This is a genomic window from Anabaena sp. PCC 7938, assembly GCF_049315035.1.
In the GTDB taxonomy this organism is placed as follows: domain Bacteria; phylum Cyanobacteriota; class Cyanobacteriia; order Cyanobacteriales; family Nostocaceae; genus Anabaena; species Anabaena cylindrica.
The window spans coordinates 4,879,677-4,895,842 of the sequence record NZ_CP186034.1; the positions used below are offsets into that span (position 1 = coordinate 4,879,677).

At 38.3% G+C, this 16,166-nt stretch carries 15 protein-coding genes and 1 tRNA gene; 8 read left to right on the top strand and 8 right to left on the bottom strand.

Features of this window, described 5'->3' with window-relative positions:
* Positions 1–43: 43 nt before the first annotated feature.
* Together sir and ACOWPH_RS22040 are read right to left on the bottom strand one after the other, a co-directional pair.
* Positions 44–1,957 (bottom strand): sulfite reductase, ferredoxin dependent, encoded by a 1,914-nt coding sequence (sir, locus tag ACOWPH_RS22035; RefSeq protein WP_015217525.1) that lies wholly within the window; start codon positions 1,955–1,957, stop codon positions 44–46.
* A gap of 442 nt (positions 1,958–2,399) precedes the next feature.
* A complete protein-coding gene (locus ACOWPH_RS22040) occupies positions 2,400–2,936 on the bottom strand; it encodes an outer membrane beta-barrel protein (protein ID WP_015217526.1) in 537 nt (178 codons plus the stop codon).
* Positions 2,937–3,175: 239 nt separating this feature from the next.
* Between ACOWPH_RS22040 and ACOWPH_RS22045 the strand changes: the two genes are divergently transcribed.
* Positions 3,176–4,132, top strand: coding sequence for an ADP-ribosylglycohydrolase family protein (locus ACOWPH_RS22045; RefSeq protein WP_015217527.1), 957 nt, complete (start codon positions 3,176–3,178; stop codon positions 4,130–4,132).
* A 198-nt stretch (positions 4,133–4,330) separates the two neighbouring features.
* Here the strand turns inward: ACOWPH_RS22045 and ACOWPH_RS22050 are convergent, their stop codons facing one another.
* The 3 genes from ACOWPH_RS22050 to ACOWPH_RS22060 all read right to left on the bottom strand — a co-directional run bounded on the left by ACOWPH_RS22050 (position 4,331) and on the right by ACOWPH_RS22060 (position 7,022).
* Positions 4,331–5,323: a hypothetical protein gene (locus ACOWPH_RS22050; protein WP_015217528.1), complete on the bottom strand. Its 993-nt coding sequence runs from the start codon at positions 5,321–5,323 to the stop codon at positions 4,331–4,333.
* Between the two features lie 18 nt (positions 5,324–5,341).
* Positions 5,342–6,220: a hypothetical protein gene (locus ACOWPH_RS22055; protein WP_015217529.1), complete on the bottom strand. Its 879-nt coding sequence runs from the start codon at positions 6,218–6,220 to the stop codon at positions 5,342–5,344.
* Positions 6,221–6,362: 142 nt separating this feature from the next.
* Positions 6,363–7,022, bottom strand: coding sequence for an Npun_F0813 family protein (locus ACOWPH_RS22060; RefSeq protein WP_015217530.1), 660 nt, complete (start codon positions 7,020–7,022; stop codon positions 6,363–6,365).
* Between the two features lie 354 nt (positions 7,023–7,376).
* Between ACOWPH_RS22060 and ACOWPH_RS22065 the strand changes: the two genes are divergently transcribed.
* From ACOWPH_RS22065 to ACOWPH_RS22075, 3 genes are all read left to right on the top strand, one after another.
* Positions 7,377–7,449 (top strand) — tRNA-Arg (locus ACOWPH_RS22065).
* Positions 7,450–7,950: 501 nt separating this feature from the next.
* Complete coding sequence (dcd, locus tag ACOWPH_RS22070; protein ID WP_015217531.1) at positions 7,951–8,532, top strand: dCTP deaminase; 582 nt, start codon at positions 7,951–7,953, stop codon at positions 8,530–8,532.
* Positions 8,533–8,632: 100 nt separating this feature from the next.
* Positions 8,633–9,247, top strand: a complete 615-nt coding sequence (locus ACOWPH_RS22075) for a hypothetical protein (RefSeq protein ID WP_015217532.1) — start codon at positions 8,633–8,635, stop codon at positions 9,245–9,247.
* Between the two features lie 45 nt (positions 9,248–9,292).
* On the opposite strand, the gene dut is transcribed toward ACOWPH_RS22075, so the two are convergent.
* Positions 9,293–9,733, bottom strand: coding sequence for a dUTP diphosphatase (dut, locus tag ACOWPH_RS22080; protein ID WP_015217533.1), 441 nt, complete (start codon positions 9,731–9,733; stop codon positions 9,293–9,295).
* 91 nt (positions 9,734–9,824) lie between these two features.
* Here dut and ACOWPH_RS22085 point away from each other — a divergent pair, with 91 nt between their 5' ends.
* Entirely contained in the window at positions 9,825–10,604 is a 780-nt protein-coding gene (locus tag ACOWPH_RS22085) for a dCTP deaminase domain-containing protein (RefSeq protein WP_052334544.1), read from the top strand.
* A gap of 41 nt (positions 10,605–10,645) precedes the next feature.
* Here ACOWPH_RS22085 and ACOWPH_RS22090 read toward each other — a convergent pair whose 3' ends face one another.
* The gene (locus ACOWPH_RS22090) at positions 10,646–12,175 is read right to left on the bottom strand and encodes a thymidylate synthase (protein WP_015217535.1); all 1,530 of its coding nucleotides are present in this window, start codon (positions 12,173–12,175) and stop codon (positions 10,646–10,648) included.
* A gap of 246 nt (positions 12,176–12,421) precedes the next feature.
* On the opposite strand from ACOWPH_RS22090, the gene ACOWPH_RS22095 reads away from it, so the two are divergent.
* The 3 genes from ACOWPH_RS22095 (at position 12,422) to ACOWPH_RS22105 (ending at position 15,311) form a co-directional block, all read left to right on the top strand.
* Positions 12,422–14,302: an MASE1 domain-containing protein gene (locus ACOWPH_RS22095; protein WP_015217536.1), complete on the top strand. Its 1,881-nt coding sequence runs from the start codon at positions 12,422–12,424 to the stop codon at positions 14,300–14,302.
* Positions 14,303–14,388: 86 nt separating this feature from the next.
* Positions 14,389–14,604: a chlorophyll a/b-binding protein gene (locus ACOWPH_RS22100; protein ID WP_015217537.1), complete on the top strand. Its 216-nt coding sequence runs from the start codon at positions 14,389–14,391 to the stop codon at positions 14,602–14,604.
* A 128-nt stretch (positions 14,605–14,732) separates the two neighbouring features.
* Complete coding sequence (locus ACOWPH_RS22105) at positions 14,733–15,311, top strand: thioredoxin family protein (RefSeq protein ID WP_015217538.1); 579 nt, start codon at positions 14,733–14,735, stop codon at positions 15,309–15,311.
* Positions 15,312–15,390: 79 nt separating this feature from the next.
* Here the strand turns inward: ACOWPH_RS22105 and ACOWPH_RS22110 are convergent, their stop codons facing one another.
* The gene (locus ACOWPH_RS22110; RefSeq protein ID WP_015217539.1) at positions 15,391–15,903 is read right to left on the bottom strand and encodes a hypothetical protein; all 513 of its coding nucleotides are present in this window, start codon (positions 15,901–15,903) and stop codon (positions 15,391–15,393) included.
* Positions 15,904–16,166 lie beyond the last annotated feature (263 nt).

A 16,166-nucleotide genomic window follows, 5' to 3' on the forward strand; every position in this document is an offset into this window, starting at 1 on the left:
AGGGGTTATGTTTCAAAGCAAACTTTTGCGTGAGAATATCTTCCTACAGATTTTGGAAGTACTTATCTAGTGCATCATGTACCAAATCAGTCATTGGTCGATTTTGCTTTTCTGCTGTTTCCTTGAGGTGTAAATACACATCATCTCTCAGACTGACCCGATGACGTGATTTACCGCTGCTGGTGGGTTCTCCGGGTGTATAGGTGGCTGAAAATTCGCGGATAGCATCAAAACCCATGCGATCGCAAAAATCACCAAAACTCTCTTTTCCTTTGCGGAATTTTTTGAAGTAGATAAATATCGGTTCTAGGAAACTCTCTATATCATTGTCATGCAATTTCTCAATGATAGGTTGAGCTAAACGCGTTTGATCTGGTGAACCACCCAACCACACTTGATAGGATTCCGGTGCGCTACCCACAAAACCCAATTCAGCCATATAAGGACGAGCGCAACCGTTAGGGCAACCAGTCATCCTCACCACAAAATGGTCTTTTTGTAAACCTAATTTATCTAATAAAGCGCGGATTCTGTCTAAAATTCCGGGAATTGCTCTTTCAGATTCGGTAATTGCTAAACCGCAGGTAGGTAAAGCGGGACAAGCCATAGCAAAGCGAGTTAAGGCTGCTATTTGGCTAGGGTCAGCAACAACACCACAACGGTCTAGAATCTCTTGAATTGCTGCTTTATCTTCTGGGTCAATTTCGTAAAATAGCAGATTTTGGTTGCCTGTCAGCCGAATGGGGAGGTTAAATTTCTCAACTATTTCCCGTAAAGCGGTTTTTAGTTGGAATGCACCTTCATCTTTAACCCGACCATTCTCAATGGAAATACCCAAAAACAGTTTACCGTCCCCTTGTTCATTCCAGCCTAAAAAGTCCTGATATTTGAACTTGGGTAAGGGTTTAAAAGGTTCGACACTTTTACCAAAATATTCTTCTACTTGGGTGCGGAATTTGTCTACACCCCAATCATTGATTAAATATTTTAACCGAGCGTGTCGTCGGTCGGTGCGATCGCCATAATCTCTTTGAGTAGCGACTACAGCTTTGACGAAATTATAAACATCATCTTTGCCGACATAGCAAATGGGGTCAGCAACTCTGGCAAAGGTCTCTTCTTTATTATGGGTTCTTCCTAAACCACCACCAGCAAAGACATCAAACCCTTGCAATTCGCCTTTTTTATTGGTGATGACAACCAAAGTCAAATCTTGGGAATATAAATCAACGGAATTATCACCCGGAACCGTGACACAAATTTTAAATTTGCGGGGCATATAGTGAGTTCCATAGATTGGTTCTACGGAATCATGAACAATAGTACCGTTACCATTGCTTTGTCGTGCAGCTTTGACATCTGGATGTTCTTCTACACTAATTGCTTTTTCCCCATCTAACCAAATTTCATAATAAGCGCCAGTTTGGGGAGAGAGCAAATCAGCAATATTTTGGGCATATTCCCAAGCATATTCATATTCTGGACGATTTTTTAAAGGGGCTGGGGGAGCCATGACGTTGCGGTTAATGTCACCACAAGCGCCTAAAGTTGAACCTAAATTTTGGACAATAGTAGCGATCGCACTTTTAAGATTCTTTTTCAGGATACCATGTACCTGAAATCCTTGGCGAGTCGTAGCTCTGAGCGTATGATTACCATATTCATCAGCCAGCTTGTCTAAAGCCAAATACAGCTGCGGTGGTACTAACCCACCAGGATTTTTTGTCCGCAGCATAAACTGATAATCTTTTTCTTGTCCTTTAGCGCGATTATCACGGTTATCTTGTTGATAAGACCCGTGAAACTTGAGAATCTGGATTGCATCTTCACTAAAGTGAGTTGTGTCCTGGAGAATCTCAGTAGCTACAGGTTCACGCAAAAAATTACTATTTTCTTTGATACCTTCTACTTTGGAAGGCTTGCGGTTGCTAACGGGGGAAGGAGCAGAGTTAACCATTACAGTAGTATGTTTGTCAATAATGCATCAGTTAAAGCTGAATTAGGAATTTATAGCAACGGACAAGGAGGTTAGGACATCAAGCGTATTAATGAAACTCCGTCCACAACAGGGTTTTACTCCTGACTCCTGCTATAACAGCACCTTTTCAGCTATGAGAACACCCAAAATTCGGTCGGAATTATGAAGAATAATCTAATTTTAACATGGCAAAACGCTGGCTTTATCAGTGATTTAACACTTGATAAAACCAGCACCTAGTAAACAGGTGTAATTTAACACGACATAACTTACTTTTTACCTGTTGACATATAAACATATTTATGATTTTGCCAACAGCCTTCATTACCTTGAATTGCACCAATTTACTCAATGTATTGTATCAGTCTCATCCTGCAATTTTCCCCCTGAGACAAATTTAGCAATCAAGTAAATTTTCTTTCTATCTAAAGCGATAGCCAAGACCACCATTGATGCTCACAGCAGAAGCATCACTATTTTGGTAAGCTTTAAGTCCAACTTTAGCATTAGTGTAGACGAGGAAGTTTTTGGCAACTTCAGATTCTACTCCAGCACCTACAACTACAGAATCTCTATTACCCAAAGGTGTTGGCTTACCATCTGCCTCTACAAAAGAATAGCCACCAGTGATAAAGGCATTGGTTTTATTAGCAATGGGTACATCTAAAGAAACTTCAGGAATGATAGCAGTTGTTTCATCACTCCAGAGAACATTACCGCGTGCGGAAAAGGGAGTATTTCCTAATTTCACACGGCCTGTGATATTTCCGCCCAAGGTAGCAGCATCGTTATTTTGACCGCCATTTGTAACACCAGCCGCTACACCAGCACCAATATAACTAGCATCAGTACCCTTTTGTGTTTCAGCAGCAGCTTTACCAACTGTAAGAAATGCAGGAGCAATTACTAAAGAAGATAAAGCAGAAATGGTGAGTAAAGACTTGAGTAAACGTTTCATAATTTTGACCAATTTTTAGAAGTTTTACTGTTAAATTGAAAGTCGAATATTCAGATAAAAAAGTTCCAGAGAAGTTTCTAATTTGTTGAAATCCTGATTGCTAATCATGCAATATATTTAGGATTAAGTAACTCAGCCAGTTTTGCATCGACAGTTATAATTACACAAGCATATTTTAGCATTCCAGATTACAAATTTAAGTTTTGAAGAGTTTGGGGAATTTCCTTGGAGATGAAATCATGATCCCTGCAAAAATATTATCAGGTTTAATGGGTGTATGTGTCGGAGATGCCTTAGGTGTACCTGTGGAGTTCACCAGCCGGGCTGAACGCAAGATATCTCCGGTGACAACTATGTTGGGTTATGGTACGTGGAATCAGCCACCGGGGACTTGGTCAGATGATAGTTCACTAACTTTGTGTTTGGTCGAATGTCTTTGTGAGGAATTTTCACTTTTAGAAATTGCTAATTCTTTCTGGCGTTGGTACAAAGAAGGTTATTGGGCTGCTCACGGTGAAGCCTTTGATATTGGTGGCACGACAAAACAAGCTATTCTCAATTGGCAACAGGGAGCGTCACCTCTAGAAGCAGGCGGTACTAGTGAGAAAAGTAATGGTAATGGTTCTTTGATGCGAATTTTACCAATGGTTTATTGTCATCAAATGTTTACTTTTCCTGAACTCATTACCAGAGTGCATCAAGTTTCTTGCATTACTCATGCCCATATCCGTTCTCAAATGGCCTGTGGCATTTATATTAGTGTTGCGATAGAGCTATTGGCAGGTTTTGAACCTAAAGCAGCTTATTTACAAGGATTAAGCAAAATTCAGTCTCTCTATTCTGGCAGTGAATATATTTTAGAAAAACCCCATTTTGATAGAGTTTTTAGTGGTGAAATTGCCAGAATACCTATAGAAGAGATTAATTCTGGTGGTTATGTGGTTGATACTTTAGAGGCATCTTTGTGGTGTTTGTTAAATACCTCTGCTTATGCCGAAGCAGTTCTCAAAGCTGTTAATTTAGGCGGAGATACAGATACTACTGCCGCCGTGACTGGTGGTTTGGCGGGAATTTATTACGGTGTGGAAAATATTCCTCAAGAATGGATTGACCAAATTGCCCGTCAACGGGACATCATTGACCTAGCAAATCGATTGGCTAAGGCTGTTGATAGTGAAGGGGAAATCGGCAATTGAAGAAATAAACTCTTTCCTCAATTGCCAATTCACTGTAAATAGGGCTGACTACTGACGAAAATACTCTAGCCAGTGAGTATTTTCATCAACTCTCATAGTCTGTCAAGAAAACTTGGAGGGTTTGTTCACAGGAAGATAAATTCTACTCTCTACCTGCTCCTCTGCTTGTCTACACCTGCAATTTCTGGGTTAGTAGGACTAAACCAAAGATAGGGAGTAGACTTGACCATCAATCAACAGTCGGGTGATGCCTTTGGCTTGGAGATGGGTACTAGCTTTGTGCAGCATTCTACTGTCAGGAACTTTAATCACGCGATCGCGCTTAGTAGAAAAGCGCTTGGCTACTCGGTGATTATCAAACACTGGTAGAGTTTTCTGTTGGGTTTCGATGGTGGGAATTGTCCCTAAGTCGCCAAAATCCTTGAGTGGCCTGGTAATTAATTCCGCAGAACGGTCAATTACTAAGTAGCAAGTTTTGGGTAAATTAGCCACCGAAAAGGGTAAGACTTGAACAGGTGCTTCTCCTGGCTTACGTCTTGTGACTAAAGGTGTTGGTTCCTCGTAGTCTTCATCCTCAAAGTCTTCCTCATCTTCGTACAAATCATCATCTAAATCGTCCAGATCATCTGACTCATCTAGCAAGTCTTCGTCGAAGATATCCTCAATCAGGTTTACCGCTGGATGTTCATCCTCTAGGATGATTCTGGGTATGCTGGGGATTTCTGGCGGCTTGTGTCGGACAATTTCGATTTCCTTGACTACTGGTTTCGGTTTTTCAGTGGCTGAGGAGCGAGTTTTCACCCTTCTAATAGCCGGGATTGGCTGGGGAAACTGCTCAGAATTAGGTTCTTCTTCTATAGCTGGCTGCTGTAGTTCAACCTTTGGCAACTTTACACTAGTGCGATCGCTAGAGGCATCCCTATTGACTGCTTCTGTTTCTATCTCTTCCGATTGATTACTCAACAGAGGTAACTGCTCATAGCTTACCTGCGCTCTGCCTTCAGGGGTTCTAGCAGCACGTTTTAGAGAAACAAGGTACTCATACTCTTCTTCTGGTAAGGTACTTTTGAGCAATCGGCTAATTGTTGAGTTACTCACACCATAGCGTTCTGCCAAAGTCGATGTTGTCTCGGCAGTCTCTCTATATAGCTTGAGAATCTCTTGTTTGTCAGAATCTGTTAATTTTCTCACGGTAGACACCAAAATTTGTTAACTTCGTTTGCGTCCACTGGTACGCCGCTTGAGGCTTAATGATGCTTCGTATTCTAAAGCAGCGCCCATACCAAATAAAACTCCACTAAACACCCAGAACACTTCTAGTATGTCTCCACTTTGATAATCGGGAACATAATTAGTGGCATATTTAAACCACATATCTGCAATGTAGAGCGAAAATGCCGCCGCTGCAATCATTCGCCAGGATAAAGAAACTTTTCCTCCCCAAAAGGCCAGCAGCATAATTGTCGCAATAATTAACAGCAGCACATCACTAACTACATAAAACCAATTCAAAGCAAAAGTTATCTTTTGAATAAGAGTATCTAGTCCCTCCGCAGACGCTTTATTTGTCTGAGAAATCCACCAGGCAACAAAACTGCCTAATAATCCAATTGAGGCTACAATTAGCCACTGCCATTTTTCTAGATTAATTCGCCGGGAGAACAAAGCTAAAGCCATACCTGCGCCCAGGAATATATAACTCAGAACAAAAAATATATCTCCTAAAGATACTTCTGGGTCTTGTTTTAACACCACTTCTGTATAGCCAAAAATTATCCCTCCAAGAAAGTAGGCCATCATACCTAAGCCAATTAGTAGCCAAACCTTTCGACTACTGACAATCTGGTTACTCTGCCAGTTTCTTAAGCATAAGACACCTGCACCCAAGTAAGCCAAAGCTTCAAAAATGTTCGTCCCCAAAACATACCAATCACCACGGTTTTCCGTGCCATTAGGCCCAGGGATTTTAGCGCTAAACAACAAAAAGTATAAAAGCGCCAGCAAAGCCCAGCCCATGGCAACCAAAATGATGTTTTGAGTAGTGAAAATCGACTTAGAACGGTATGAATTGTTGTAAGAGTTACTCATAAGTCTCAACTAGGTAAATGCACTCTAGCAGTATTTTTGGTGCAATTTGATGATGTGGACAGCAGTTGATCTACTGGATGTTACACCATTTAACACCTAAAGCAAGAGCTAATGGACAGTTTGTAATCAAATAATATCCATGCTACTGCCAAAGTTTACCTAGTGGTGATTGATTTAACCAACCGATGAATACTAATTGCTCTTCTTCGGGCATATCTTGTAACCGATCCTTGAGTTGACGAGCAAAATTGGTATCACCAAAATAAGTTTTTCCTAGTCGATGCAGTTCTTCCAGGAGAATAATCACATGAGTTTCTTGCCAAGAAGGCAGTTTAGGTATTTGTGAAGGCTCAACAGTTAGCAAAGATTTGACTGCCTCTGAGGAAGATATTTGGGGAAATTGCTTTTGCTGTAGTATCCCTGTTATGTCTTTTTCAAATAAACTCGCTTGCCGATTACCTAATAAATCTTCGATATCTAGATAAACGGCTTGCAGCAGCACAATACTGGCTAACGTCAAAATTTCAACACTGCTATGACTACCTGTATCATTTTCTAGCTGTTCCAAGCGGATTTTACCCCAGACGCTAAAACGCTCTGGTTCTTCCAGTAGGACACAGGCTTTACCACGATTGTCAGTAAGAGACCGCCACAACGCTTTGGCTTCAACCTCTTGACTAGCTTTGAAAACACTTATCAGGCGAAAGGTTTGCCCCTGATAATGGAGGATCGGCACCTGCTGATCCCGCGTTGGGTGCTGAATAGTTGAGATTTCAACATCCTGGCGTTTGAGAATAAACATGGCACTAGCAAATAACTCCTCACAGGGGCTGTTTTGACAAAAAATATGTCATGGACTTGGGCAACATAGCCGACAGTATAATTATTTATATTATGGTATGGGAGAATTAGGCATTTGCCAGATGTTTCACCAGCATACGCCATAGAGGGCATTAGTACTGATTAGTCAAATTCTTCCTTGACATCACAATATACCTGAATATCCCATATGTTTAGTTTTTAGTGTACATCTACTGACTCATGACTTGGATCTTCGTCTGGAAATTGGGAAATTTTCAATTTGATCTTGCTTGTTGCTAGGAATAAGAGATATAATGGTGTATGATGACTTTTTGATAACCCAGAGATTACTCTTGGGCGCGTAGCTCAGTGGATAGAGCAATTGCCTTCTAAGCAATCGGTCGCAGGTTCGAGCCCTGCCGCGCTCGTTTTAAGTCAGTTTGAACCCTCAAATCTGTAAGTAATAATATCCTGTTTTGCGGATTTTGGAGTTAATTTTTATGCGATACCTTACAGTAAGTGCTGAACTATCCGGCAATAATTTTGCTGTATGTTTTAACAAGCATAATTCAATAAGTACAAGAATGTGCTAATTAACATATAACTTGTTTATAGTTATAGCAGTTCTCTGTTGAGTGAGATACAAGAACCCCACCCCCCACCCCCGCAAGCGATGAGGGGGCTATGATGTATTTCATTCAAATGCATACCGCTATATCAGCCTGAAAGAAAATACCAATTCACGATATTCTATTAAATTGAAGCATCTCACCTTTGCGAATATAGCTTGAGATTCTTTCCTTCGGAACGCTACGCGAACGCTTCACTATGTTGTGTATGGCTTACGCCACGTTACGCTCAGAATGACAGGGGTGTTTTTACAAAAGTGAGATGCTCCTATTAATTTGGTTTGAATTACCCGTGAACTTGTGATTAAAAACGATATCTGGATTACCGAAATGGCTAAAAAAGGCATGATTTCGCCTTTTGAGCCAAGTTTAGTACGTCATTTTGAAGAACTGCCTGTAATTTCATTTGGTCTTAGCAGCTTTGGCTACGACATCAGACTATCGCATGAAGATTTCCGTATTTTTAAGCATATTCCAGGCACAGTAGTTGATCCCAAAAATTTTAATGCTGAAAACTTGGAGCAAACAAAACTCCATACAGATGAAAATGGTAGTTACTTTATCCTTCCAGCACATTCCTACGGACTTGGGGTTGCTCTTGAAAGGCTGGAAATACCAGATAATATTACAGTCATTTGCATTGGCAAAAGTACTTACGCAAGATGTGGTATAATTGCAAACGTAACTCCTGCGGAGGCTGCTTGGCGTGGCTACTTAACCTTAGAGTTATCCAACGCTTCTAGTGCTGACTGTCGCATTTATGCTAATGAAGGCATAGTACAATTGATGTTTTTAGAAGGAGCGCCCTGTGCAGTTAATTATGAAGCGCGTCAGGGTAAATATCAAGACCAGTTAGGTGTTGTAACTCTGGCTAGGGTTTAAATTGCAAAAAGAGACAATCATTTAACTTTTTGCAACTAATTATAGTGATTCACTAAGTTATACTTCATTAGATAATAATGATTTAAACGGAGATGATATTATGAATCGCTCCCGAATTATTCAGCCTGGACAAAGTTATACATTTAGTAAATACTTTGATTTAGCATTTTCTCCAGAGGATATTCTGGCGGAACTTGGTTGTGTTTATCAACGTGAAAGGCTGAAATTACCGATTATAGAATCAACACCTAACTATGTTGAAGAATTGCAGCGAGTAATTGAACGTAACCTCCGACGAGTTAAATTACTAAGTGAGGATGCCCGGAAACAAGCAATTATAGCGCCGATTCTTCTAGAAGTTTGTGAAATCACAGAAACGCAATTAAATATCGAATATCCTATTAGCGTCAGCGACCAACTAAAAGGTAGTTTAGATTATTACATTAATAAAGGTAAAGGTTTATTAGTCATTGAGGCTAAACAATCAGATTTGAGTAAAGGATTTACACAATTAGCTGTTGAATTGATTGCTCTTGACCAATGGATAAATTCTGATAAACCAATACTTTATGGAGCAGTTACTACTGGTGAAGATTGGCGATTCGCTATATATAAACGTCAAGAAAAAGAAATAATAGAAGATATCAAATTATATCGAGTTCCCGAAGAATTAATTGAATTAGTTAGAATTTTAGTTGCTATAGTTAGCAATTAATAAGGGTATGTTATTTTTTGTTACTGATAGTGACATCATACCAACTTATTTATTTGCAGTAATTCCCGTTGAACCAAAACCACTAGTTCCTCTAGATGTATCACTTAAGCTATCAACTTCTTCAATTTCAACGCGAATTACAGGTGTAATAACCATTTGAGCAATTTTCATTCCTTTTGTAACTTTAAAAGTCTCTTTTCCATGATTTATTAAAATTACGCCTATTTCTCCGCGATAACCTTCGTCTATCGTGCCTGGAGTATTTAAAACAGTAATTTGGTGTTTAAGAGCTAAACCACTTCTAGGACGAATTTGAGCCTCAGTTCCTGGAGGTAATTCTATTGAAATACCTATATGTACTAACCTGCTTTCGCCACTAGCGATTTGTAGTTCTTCCGTAGAAAATAAATCTAGCCCCGAATCATTTGAATGTTCGTACTTAGGTATAATTGCCAGCCTGTCTAGTTTTAAAATTTTTACTTTCATCACTATTCCATTTATATCCTTACCTTTATATGGTGTATTATAATAACTAATGTCCCAATGTTTAAGTATTTATACTAGTAGAAAACCAAGTATGTCATTGCTAACAGATACTGATTTGGAAATAATGAAATGCTACAGTACATATGAGTGGCAAAATCAGAGTGACGATCAACCCAAGATTTATATTGATCCATTTTCACCTAATAGTCTAACACCTATAGGATATGACTTAAGAGTAGGTGGGAGTTATATGTCCGCATCTAAAGGGGAAGAAGTTCTTGTAAATCAAAATTCTCCAGTTATTATTGAGCCAGGAGATACAACTCTAATTACGGTTTTTGAAGAAATTAGAATGCCAAAAAACCATAAATTTTCAGGATTAATTTTATCAAAAGTATCCAAAGTTTCAAAAGGTTTATCGAATATATCTACAACAATCGACCCTGATTGGGTTGGTCATCTTGTAATAGCTGTACATAATTTTTCACAAGAAAGTATAACGATAAATTTTAAAGATACATTCTGTACAGTTGTGTTCCTTGAAAATAAATCACCTTCTACAAAAGAATCTCGACATACATCTGGAAGGAATGATATTTTAAGGCAAAGAATGTCAGAGGCTGCTAAAAAAGTACAACGGGACAGAGATAAAGAAAAAAGCAAGGAAAATAAACAGAAAAAGAAAAAAAAGGAAACAGAAAACTTTCTTCAAGTATTTTCATCTCTTGGTATTATTTTGATTTTTATAGTTATAGGATACGTATTTTTTAAACAAAAGCCCGATATATTTATAACTACTATAGGAGTTGGTGTCGCTATCTCCCAAACAGCCCTAATAGTTATTACAAATATTTTTAATAGTGAAGATTAAATTTATAAAAACAATTTTCATAAATTCAAGATATTTAGAGCTTACTGTGTAATGAAATTAGTGACTTTTATTGGTTTATCTTGCTCATAAATAAAATCTTGTTTCATTAACAAAGCTATTTCAGCTTTTTGTAATTCTCCACCTAAATACAGAGCATGGGAAACTTGTAAACCAGGACAATCTATGAATATTTGCTGGGAGAGTTTATTTGCAGATTTACCAGAATAACAATTAACTACTTCTCCAGATCCAGGAGTTGTATGTTCTACAATAATTTGATTATTCTGGATGGTAATAATAAAACTACCAGCAGGATCAAAATAGTCTCTTTGCTGGCAAATTTTAGGATATTGGGATTGAATCACGTTTTCGACATTTTCAAAGCAGTCATCATAAATATGGGCGCTTTGACTAATGGTAATTAATGCTCCCATTTTTAATTTATGGTTAGATTTTTGAATAATAGCTTCACAAATATATCGTTGTAATTCTCGCAATCCCATAGCATTTGCAGGCCACGCAGAGAACATATCATTACTGCGGAAAGTGGCTGTTAAAGATAATTCATTATCAACTATTCTTACCCAAATATGATTTAGGCAAGGTGGACTATCATTATGATCTTGTTTAGCATCCCATAAAGACATTACTGCTCTTGCTGAATCAATATCATTTACTAGTTTGTCAATTACTTGTTGAATTTGATCGTGTCCAAACCAAGAACGCAAACGTTGACCATATGTGTATTTAACTCCTTCTCGATTAGGTGAATCATCTAATATTTGAGAAATGTATTCTTCTAAAAAGCTTTTATCAATTGGTAAATAATTGGGTTCGGGAAAATAAAAATCTTCAGGTTCATCGGTGACAACTGCCATTAAATCTATTAATTCTTGCCATTTACCATCATAGCTAGTTGGTCGAATTGTGCCTGTGGTTTTAATGCGATGAATGATTTTTACCCAAGTTTCCGCTATGGTTTTACCTTCTATTCTGTGTCCATAACGTGAACCGGGTAAAACTGTGGGTTCAATGGTAGCCATAGGAAATTCTAAGGAAACTCCCCAAGGATCAATTGCTGCTTGTTGGGAGTAATGTTTAATTTTCTCAACTGCTTCTGTGATTGATTGAGCTTCTTGAAATTCTATAGAATGTCGCAGTTTTTCTAAAACATCTATATTAATCTCTATATCAATATATCCAGTAATGGTAGAGCGAATTACCCAAGATTTGCGTCCAGTGTCGCTTAAGCTTTCTTCGACTCCATTGCGGAAAAAATCGAGTAAGCAGTGAGATGCACCTGCATTTTTATCTTCTTTGGTAGCGTTGAGGACAACTAAATAACGAACATGAGGATTCAATAATAAGTTACGAACTAGTAGGTTTATTCCTCTGGTGGGCGAATACAACTGCCCAATTACAGCATAATCTGACGGTTGCAGGTGTTTTGCGATCGCTTGCTTCACTGTCCACCCTGTAATTACTGCTGTTTGCCCGTTTCCGTAAATTAACTGATTCGGCTTGTGCTTTGCTGTATAACTAAATTCAGTTACTTGACCTGTTCCCTTCATGATTCGTTAAAAGTCAAATTTTACCATTCTAGCGAGGATCATAGAATAATATATCTTAATTTTTACAAATCTTAAATTTGACAGAAAAAACAATAAATACGCTGGAATTTAGATAAAAATAAAGCTGTTTGTACAGATAAATAAAAATTTGATTATGTTATAATCCGCATTAATGCGGACGCATTTAAATTCATATTAATAGAGCAATTTTTTCGGGAATGTCATGAATTTTAATGAATTAAAACTATGTGGCAAATCAAAATAAAAAATTGGTTATTTAAACATAGAGATAAAAAGCTGATTAGTCTCAACTTATTAATAGCAATAGCCTACAATATTTGTGTTATAATTAGCTTGGAATTCACTTCTTTACCAGGGAAAGTTGCGGCTGTTTGGTTCCCTTCAGGAATGACATTAGCCGCAGTGTTTTTATTAGGTAATCGAGTATTTCCTGGAATTATTTTGGGTTCTATACTTGGTCTTTCTAAAAATTTATTGGGTTTAACACCGCCTTTATCAATTTTAAATTTTATTTTACTGAATGTTATCTGTGCTTGTGGTAATTGTTTACAACCTTTTGCCGCTACTTATCTAATTAAACAGTTTGCTCGTCATGAAAATATATTTAATCAGGTCAATTCAATCTTTTTATTTATTCTGGGTGCTGTTGCTTCGCCAATTATATCAGCGACTATGGGAATTACAGCGTCGTGTTTGATGGGAACGACTCCTTGGAATAGTTATGGTATTAGCTGGTTAGTATGGTGGTTGACAAGTGCTTTAGCTCACCTGATATTCACGCCATCATTACTCTTATGGAAAACCTATTTACATAAAAAAGAATATTACTACCGTAGAGGGGAGACACTAGTAGTATTGAGCATTATTCTATGTATAAACTGGCTCACATATATGGGCGGACATCATTTGGAATACACTTTGCTCCCTATGTTGATATGGTCTGTTTTTCGTCTTGGTAATTTTGTTTCTAGTATTTTTGTGACTTTGGTTTCTGCGATCGCTATTTTTGCCACGTCACAAGGATACGGACCATTTGTGAAAGACGAACCCTATCAATCGTTTATGCTTTTACAATCCTTCACAGGTGTTTTTTCAATTACTGCACTTGTACTTTCAGCCGTGATTGATGAACGACAAGTAGCTGAGTTATCTCTAAACCAGACCTTAGCCACACAAGAAATAAAAATTAAAGAACGAACAGCAGCATTGCAACAGAGTGAGTCCCAACTTAATGGCTTTTTTTCATCTGCCTCAATTGGGATGTGTATTTTAGATCAGGAACTTAGGTATATTCGAGTTAATGAAATAATCGCAGAAATTAACGGGATATCGGTTGCTGATCACCTGGGTAAGAAAATTCAAGAAATATTACCGCAACTATCTCCAGATATAGAATATATTTGTCAGCAGGTGATCGCTACAGGAAAACCTATAAGAAATCAAGAAATAAGCTTTAAATTTCATCCCCAAGTAGGTATTTCTAGAACTTGGTTAGCTTCATATTTCCCCATCTTTGATGCAGATAGTATTCCCTTTGCGGTGGGAGTAGTTGTTATGGAAATTAGCGATCGCAAACAGCTAGAACTCCAACTTCAGCAACAAGTCCGTTTGGATGGATTGACACAAATTGCTAACCGTCGTCACTTTGATGAAGTATTATTTAAAGAATGGCAACGCTGTATTCGCACTCAACAGCCACTTTCTCTACTTATCTGTGATGCTGATGAGTTTAAAGCTTATAACGATGCCTATGGGCATCCAATGGGAGACAGTTGTTTAATTCAAATTGCCCAGATACTCAAGATTAATGTTCAGCGTCCCAATGATTTAGTAGCTAGGTATGGGGGTGAAGAGTTTGCAATTCTTCTCCCCGAAACGACTTCTGAGGGAGCATTTCATATTGCTAACTCGATTCAGGAACACATCCACCAAGTCAATATTCCCCATCCACGTTCACGGGTGTGTGACCATGTCACTTTAAGCATTGGCATTGCTACCTGCATTCCCGTAGCGGAAACTCGACCTGAAGAAATCGTGATCACCGCAGATCAGGCACTTTATGAAGCCAAAAACCAGGGACGCGATCGCATCGTCCTCAAAATCTAAATCATCTCTCCCAGATGAAAATACTTTACAAATATTAATTTTAATGTTACATTTATTAACATAGAAGGAATCAGGAAAATAAACTAATGCGTACAAGCGGTGCTATTAAAGACGACCAAGGCAAAATGAATAACTTTGCGGTTGAACCAAAGGTATACATAGACGAGCAGGGCAATAGAACAGGATTTACCAAATATTCAGAACTACTCAATGGTCGGTTGGCCATGATCGGTTTTATATCTTTGATAGCATTAGAAGTATTCACAGGACATGGTGTATTCGGCCTTTTGTCCAGCCTCTAAACATAAGTGTAAATTTGCTTACATAACAATTTATAAAATAAGAGAGACGGGAAAATTTCCGTCTTTAATTTTGGGGATTTTTGGCAAAATTTAATGATACGTCGTAAACATTCAGCAAGGGGGTATCTATGGTTTTAACTGCTTCAACAATGTTACAACTAGGAACTAAAGCACCAGATTTTCATCTATCAGAAGTAGTATCTGGGGAAACAATTTCACTGACTAACTTTGCTAACAAAAAAGCATTGCTAGTCATGTTTATTTGTCAGCATTGTCCATTTGTAAAGCATATACAAAAAGAGTTGGCGCAATTAGGACAAGATTACTTCAACAGTAATTTAGGTATTGTTGCTATTAGTGCCAATGACGCTGAAAATTACCCCAATGATGCACCAGAATCATTGAAAGTAATGGCTACCGAACTGGGATTTAAGTTTCCATTCTGCTACGACGAAACACAAGCAACAGCAAAAGCTTATACAGCAGCTTGTACACCAGATTTTTTTCTATTTGATAGTGAAAATAAACTAGTTTATCGGGGACAATTGGATGATAGTCGTCCCAGTAATAACAAACCGGTAACAGGTGCAGATTTACGAGCAGCTATTGAAGCAGTTTTGGCTGATCAACCAGTTTCAAGTGAACAAAAGCCAAGCGTGGGTTGCAATATTAAATGGAAAGCTGGAAATGAACCTAATTATCATTGAAGGAGGCAGAGCCTCTTTAATAGCACTCCTAGTCAGAGACTAGGAACGAGATAAACGACAATTTTTAACGCCAACCTACTTAGTGGTGAATTTCTAAATTGAGGATGTAGCTTCCCAGTTGGACTTTTTCTGACCATAATTCGTACTCTAGCCGCAAATGCTCTGGTAAGGTTTTTCCACTGAGGTGCAAATTTCTGGTAAAATTACGTAAACGAAGTGGCTTGTGCGGTTGTAATGAGTCAGCGGGCAACCAATAACGACTAACGCCATAAACGCCCTGTTCCCAAAAATGACGGTAACTCACTTGACTATTACCTTGCATAGTCATGATGACGCGATAGGGAGATATTTCCAACCACAAAATTCTGGGACTGCTGGGAAGATCAGGATTGTTTATGGTTTTAGGAAGGTTCTCTTCTGGATTGATAAAACTTCCTACTTCACAGCTAATTAAAGGTGGCGCAGTCAATAGTAAATGAAATCGGTCAGTATCTTTTTGATACAATGTTCCGGCAGTTTCAACCACAGACCAGACTGGCAAGTCAGTGGAAATAATTGATAAGCACACGGGTTTGCGGTGATGAGTAAGCATGGGAGCGATAAGTGCTATAAGCAATTAAATAAAATCAAATGAACACTACAAGGAGACAACGATGCAGGAGGTAGGAGGGAAGATAAACTTTTTTTCACTGGATAGTTATTTTCGCCGTAGCCTACTAGAAGATTAGTTTAAGCAACTAAAGAGTCAAGCCTGTTCAATATTAACTGAATCTACTGATTTGTTAATCTAGACAAATCAGGATGCAGAAAGGCGGGATGGGGAGCTAAAAAAGAAAAATGATGCTTATTCGAGCG

What these genes read in the sequence shown, in the direction of transcription:
- ACOWPH_RS22045 (WP_015217527.1), top strand. Translation starts at nt 3,176, where the DNA reads ATGATCCCTGCAAAAATATTATCAGGTTTAATGGGTGTATGTGTCGGA.
- ACOWPH_RS22060 (WP_015217530.1), bottom strand. Translation starts at nt 7,022, where the DNA reads ATGTTTATTCTCAAACGCCAGGATGTTGAAATCTCAACTATTCAGCAC.
- ACOWPH_RS22105 (WP_015217538.1), top strand. Translation starts at nt 14,733, where the DNA reads ATGGTTTTAACTGCTTCAACAATGTTACAACTAGGAACTAAAGCACCA.
- ACOWPH_RS22055 (WP_015217529.1), bottom strand. Translation starts at nt 6,220, where the DNA reads ATGAGTAACTCTTACAACAATTCATACCGTTCTAAGTCGATTTTCACT.
- ACOWPH_RS22085 (WP_052334544.1), top strand. Translation starts at nt 9,825, where the DNA reads ATGTCATTGCTAACAGATACTGATTTGGAAATAATGAAATGCTACAGT.
- ACOWPH_RS22095 (WP_015217536.1), top strand. Translation starts at nt 12,422, where the DNA reads ATGTGGCAAATCAAAATAAAAAATTGGTTATTTAAACATAGAGATAAA.
- ACOWPH_RS22075 (WP_015217532.1), top strand. Translation starts at nt 8,633, where the DNA reads ATGAATCGCTCCCGAATTATTCAGCCTGGACAAAGTTATACATTTAGT.
- sir (WP_015217525.1), bottom strand. Translation starts at nt 1,957, where the DNA reads ATGGTTAACTCTGCTCCTTCCCCCGTTAGCAACCGCAAGCCTTCCAAA.
- ACOWPH_RS22090 (WP_015217535.1), bottom strand. Translation starts at nt 12,175, where the DNA reads ATGAAGGGAACAGGTCAAGTAACTGAATTTAGTTATACAGCAAAGCAC.
- ACOWPH_RS22110 (WP_015217539.1), bottom strand. Translation starts at nt 15,903, where the DNA reads ATGCTTACTCATCACCGCAAACCCGTGTGCTTATCAATTATTTCCACT.
- dut (WP_015217533.1), bottom strand. Translation starts at nt 9,733, where the DNA reads ATGAAAGTAAAAATTTTAAAACTAGACAGGCTGGCAATTATACCTAAG.
- ACOWPH_RS22040 (WP_015217526.1), bottom strand. Translation starts at nt 2,936, where the DNA reads ATGAAACGTTTACTCAAGTCTTTACTCACCATTTCTGCTTTATCTTCT.
- ACOWPH_RS22100 (WP_015217537.1), top strand. Translation starts at nt 14,389, where the DNA reads ATGCGTACAAGCGGTGCTATTAAAGACGACCAAGGCAAAATGAATAAC.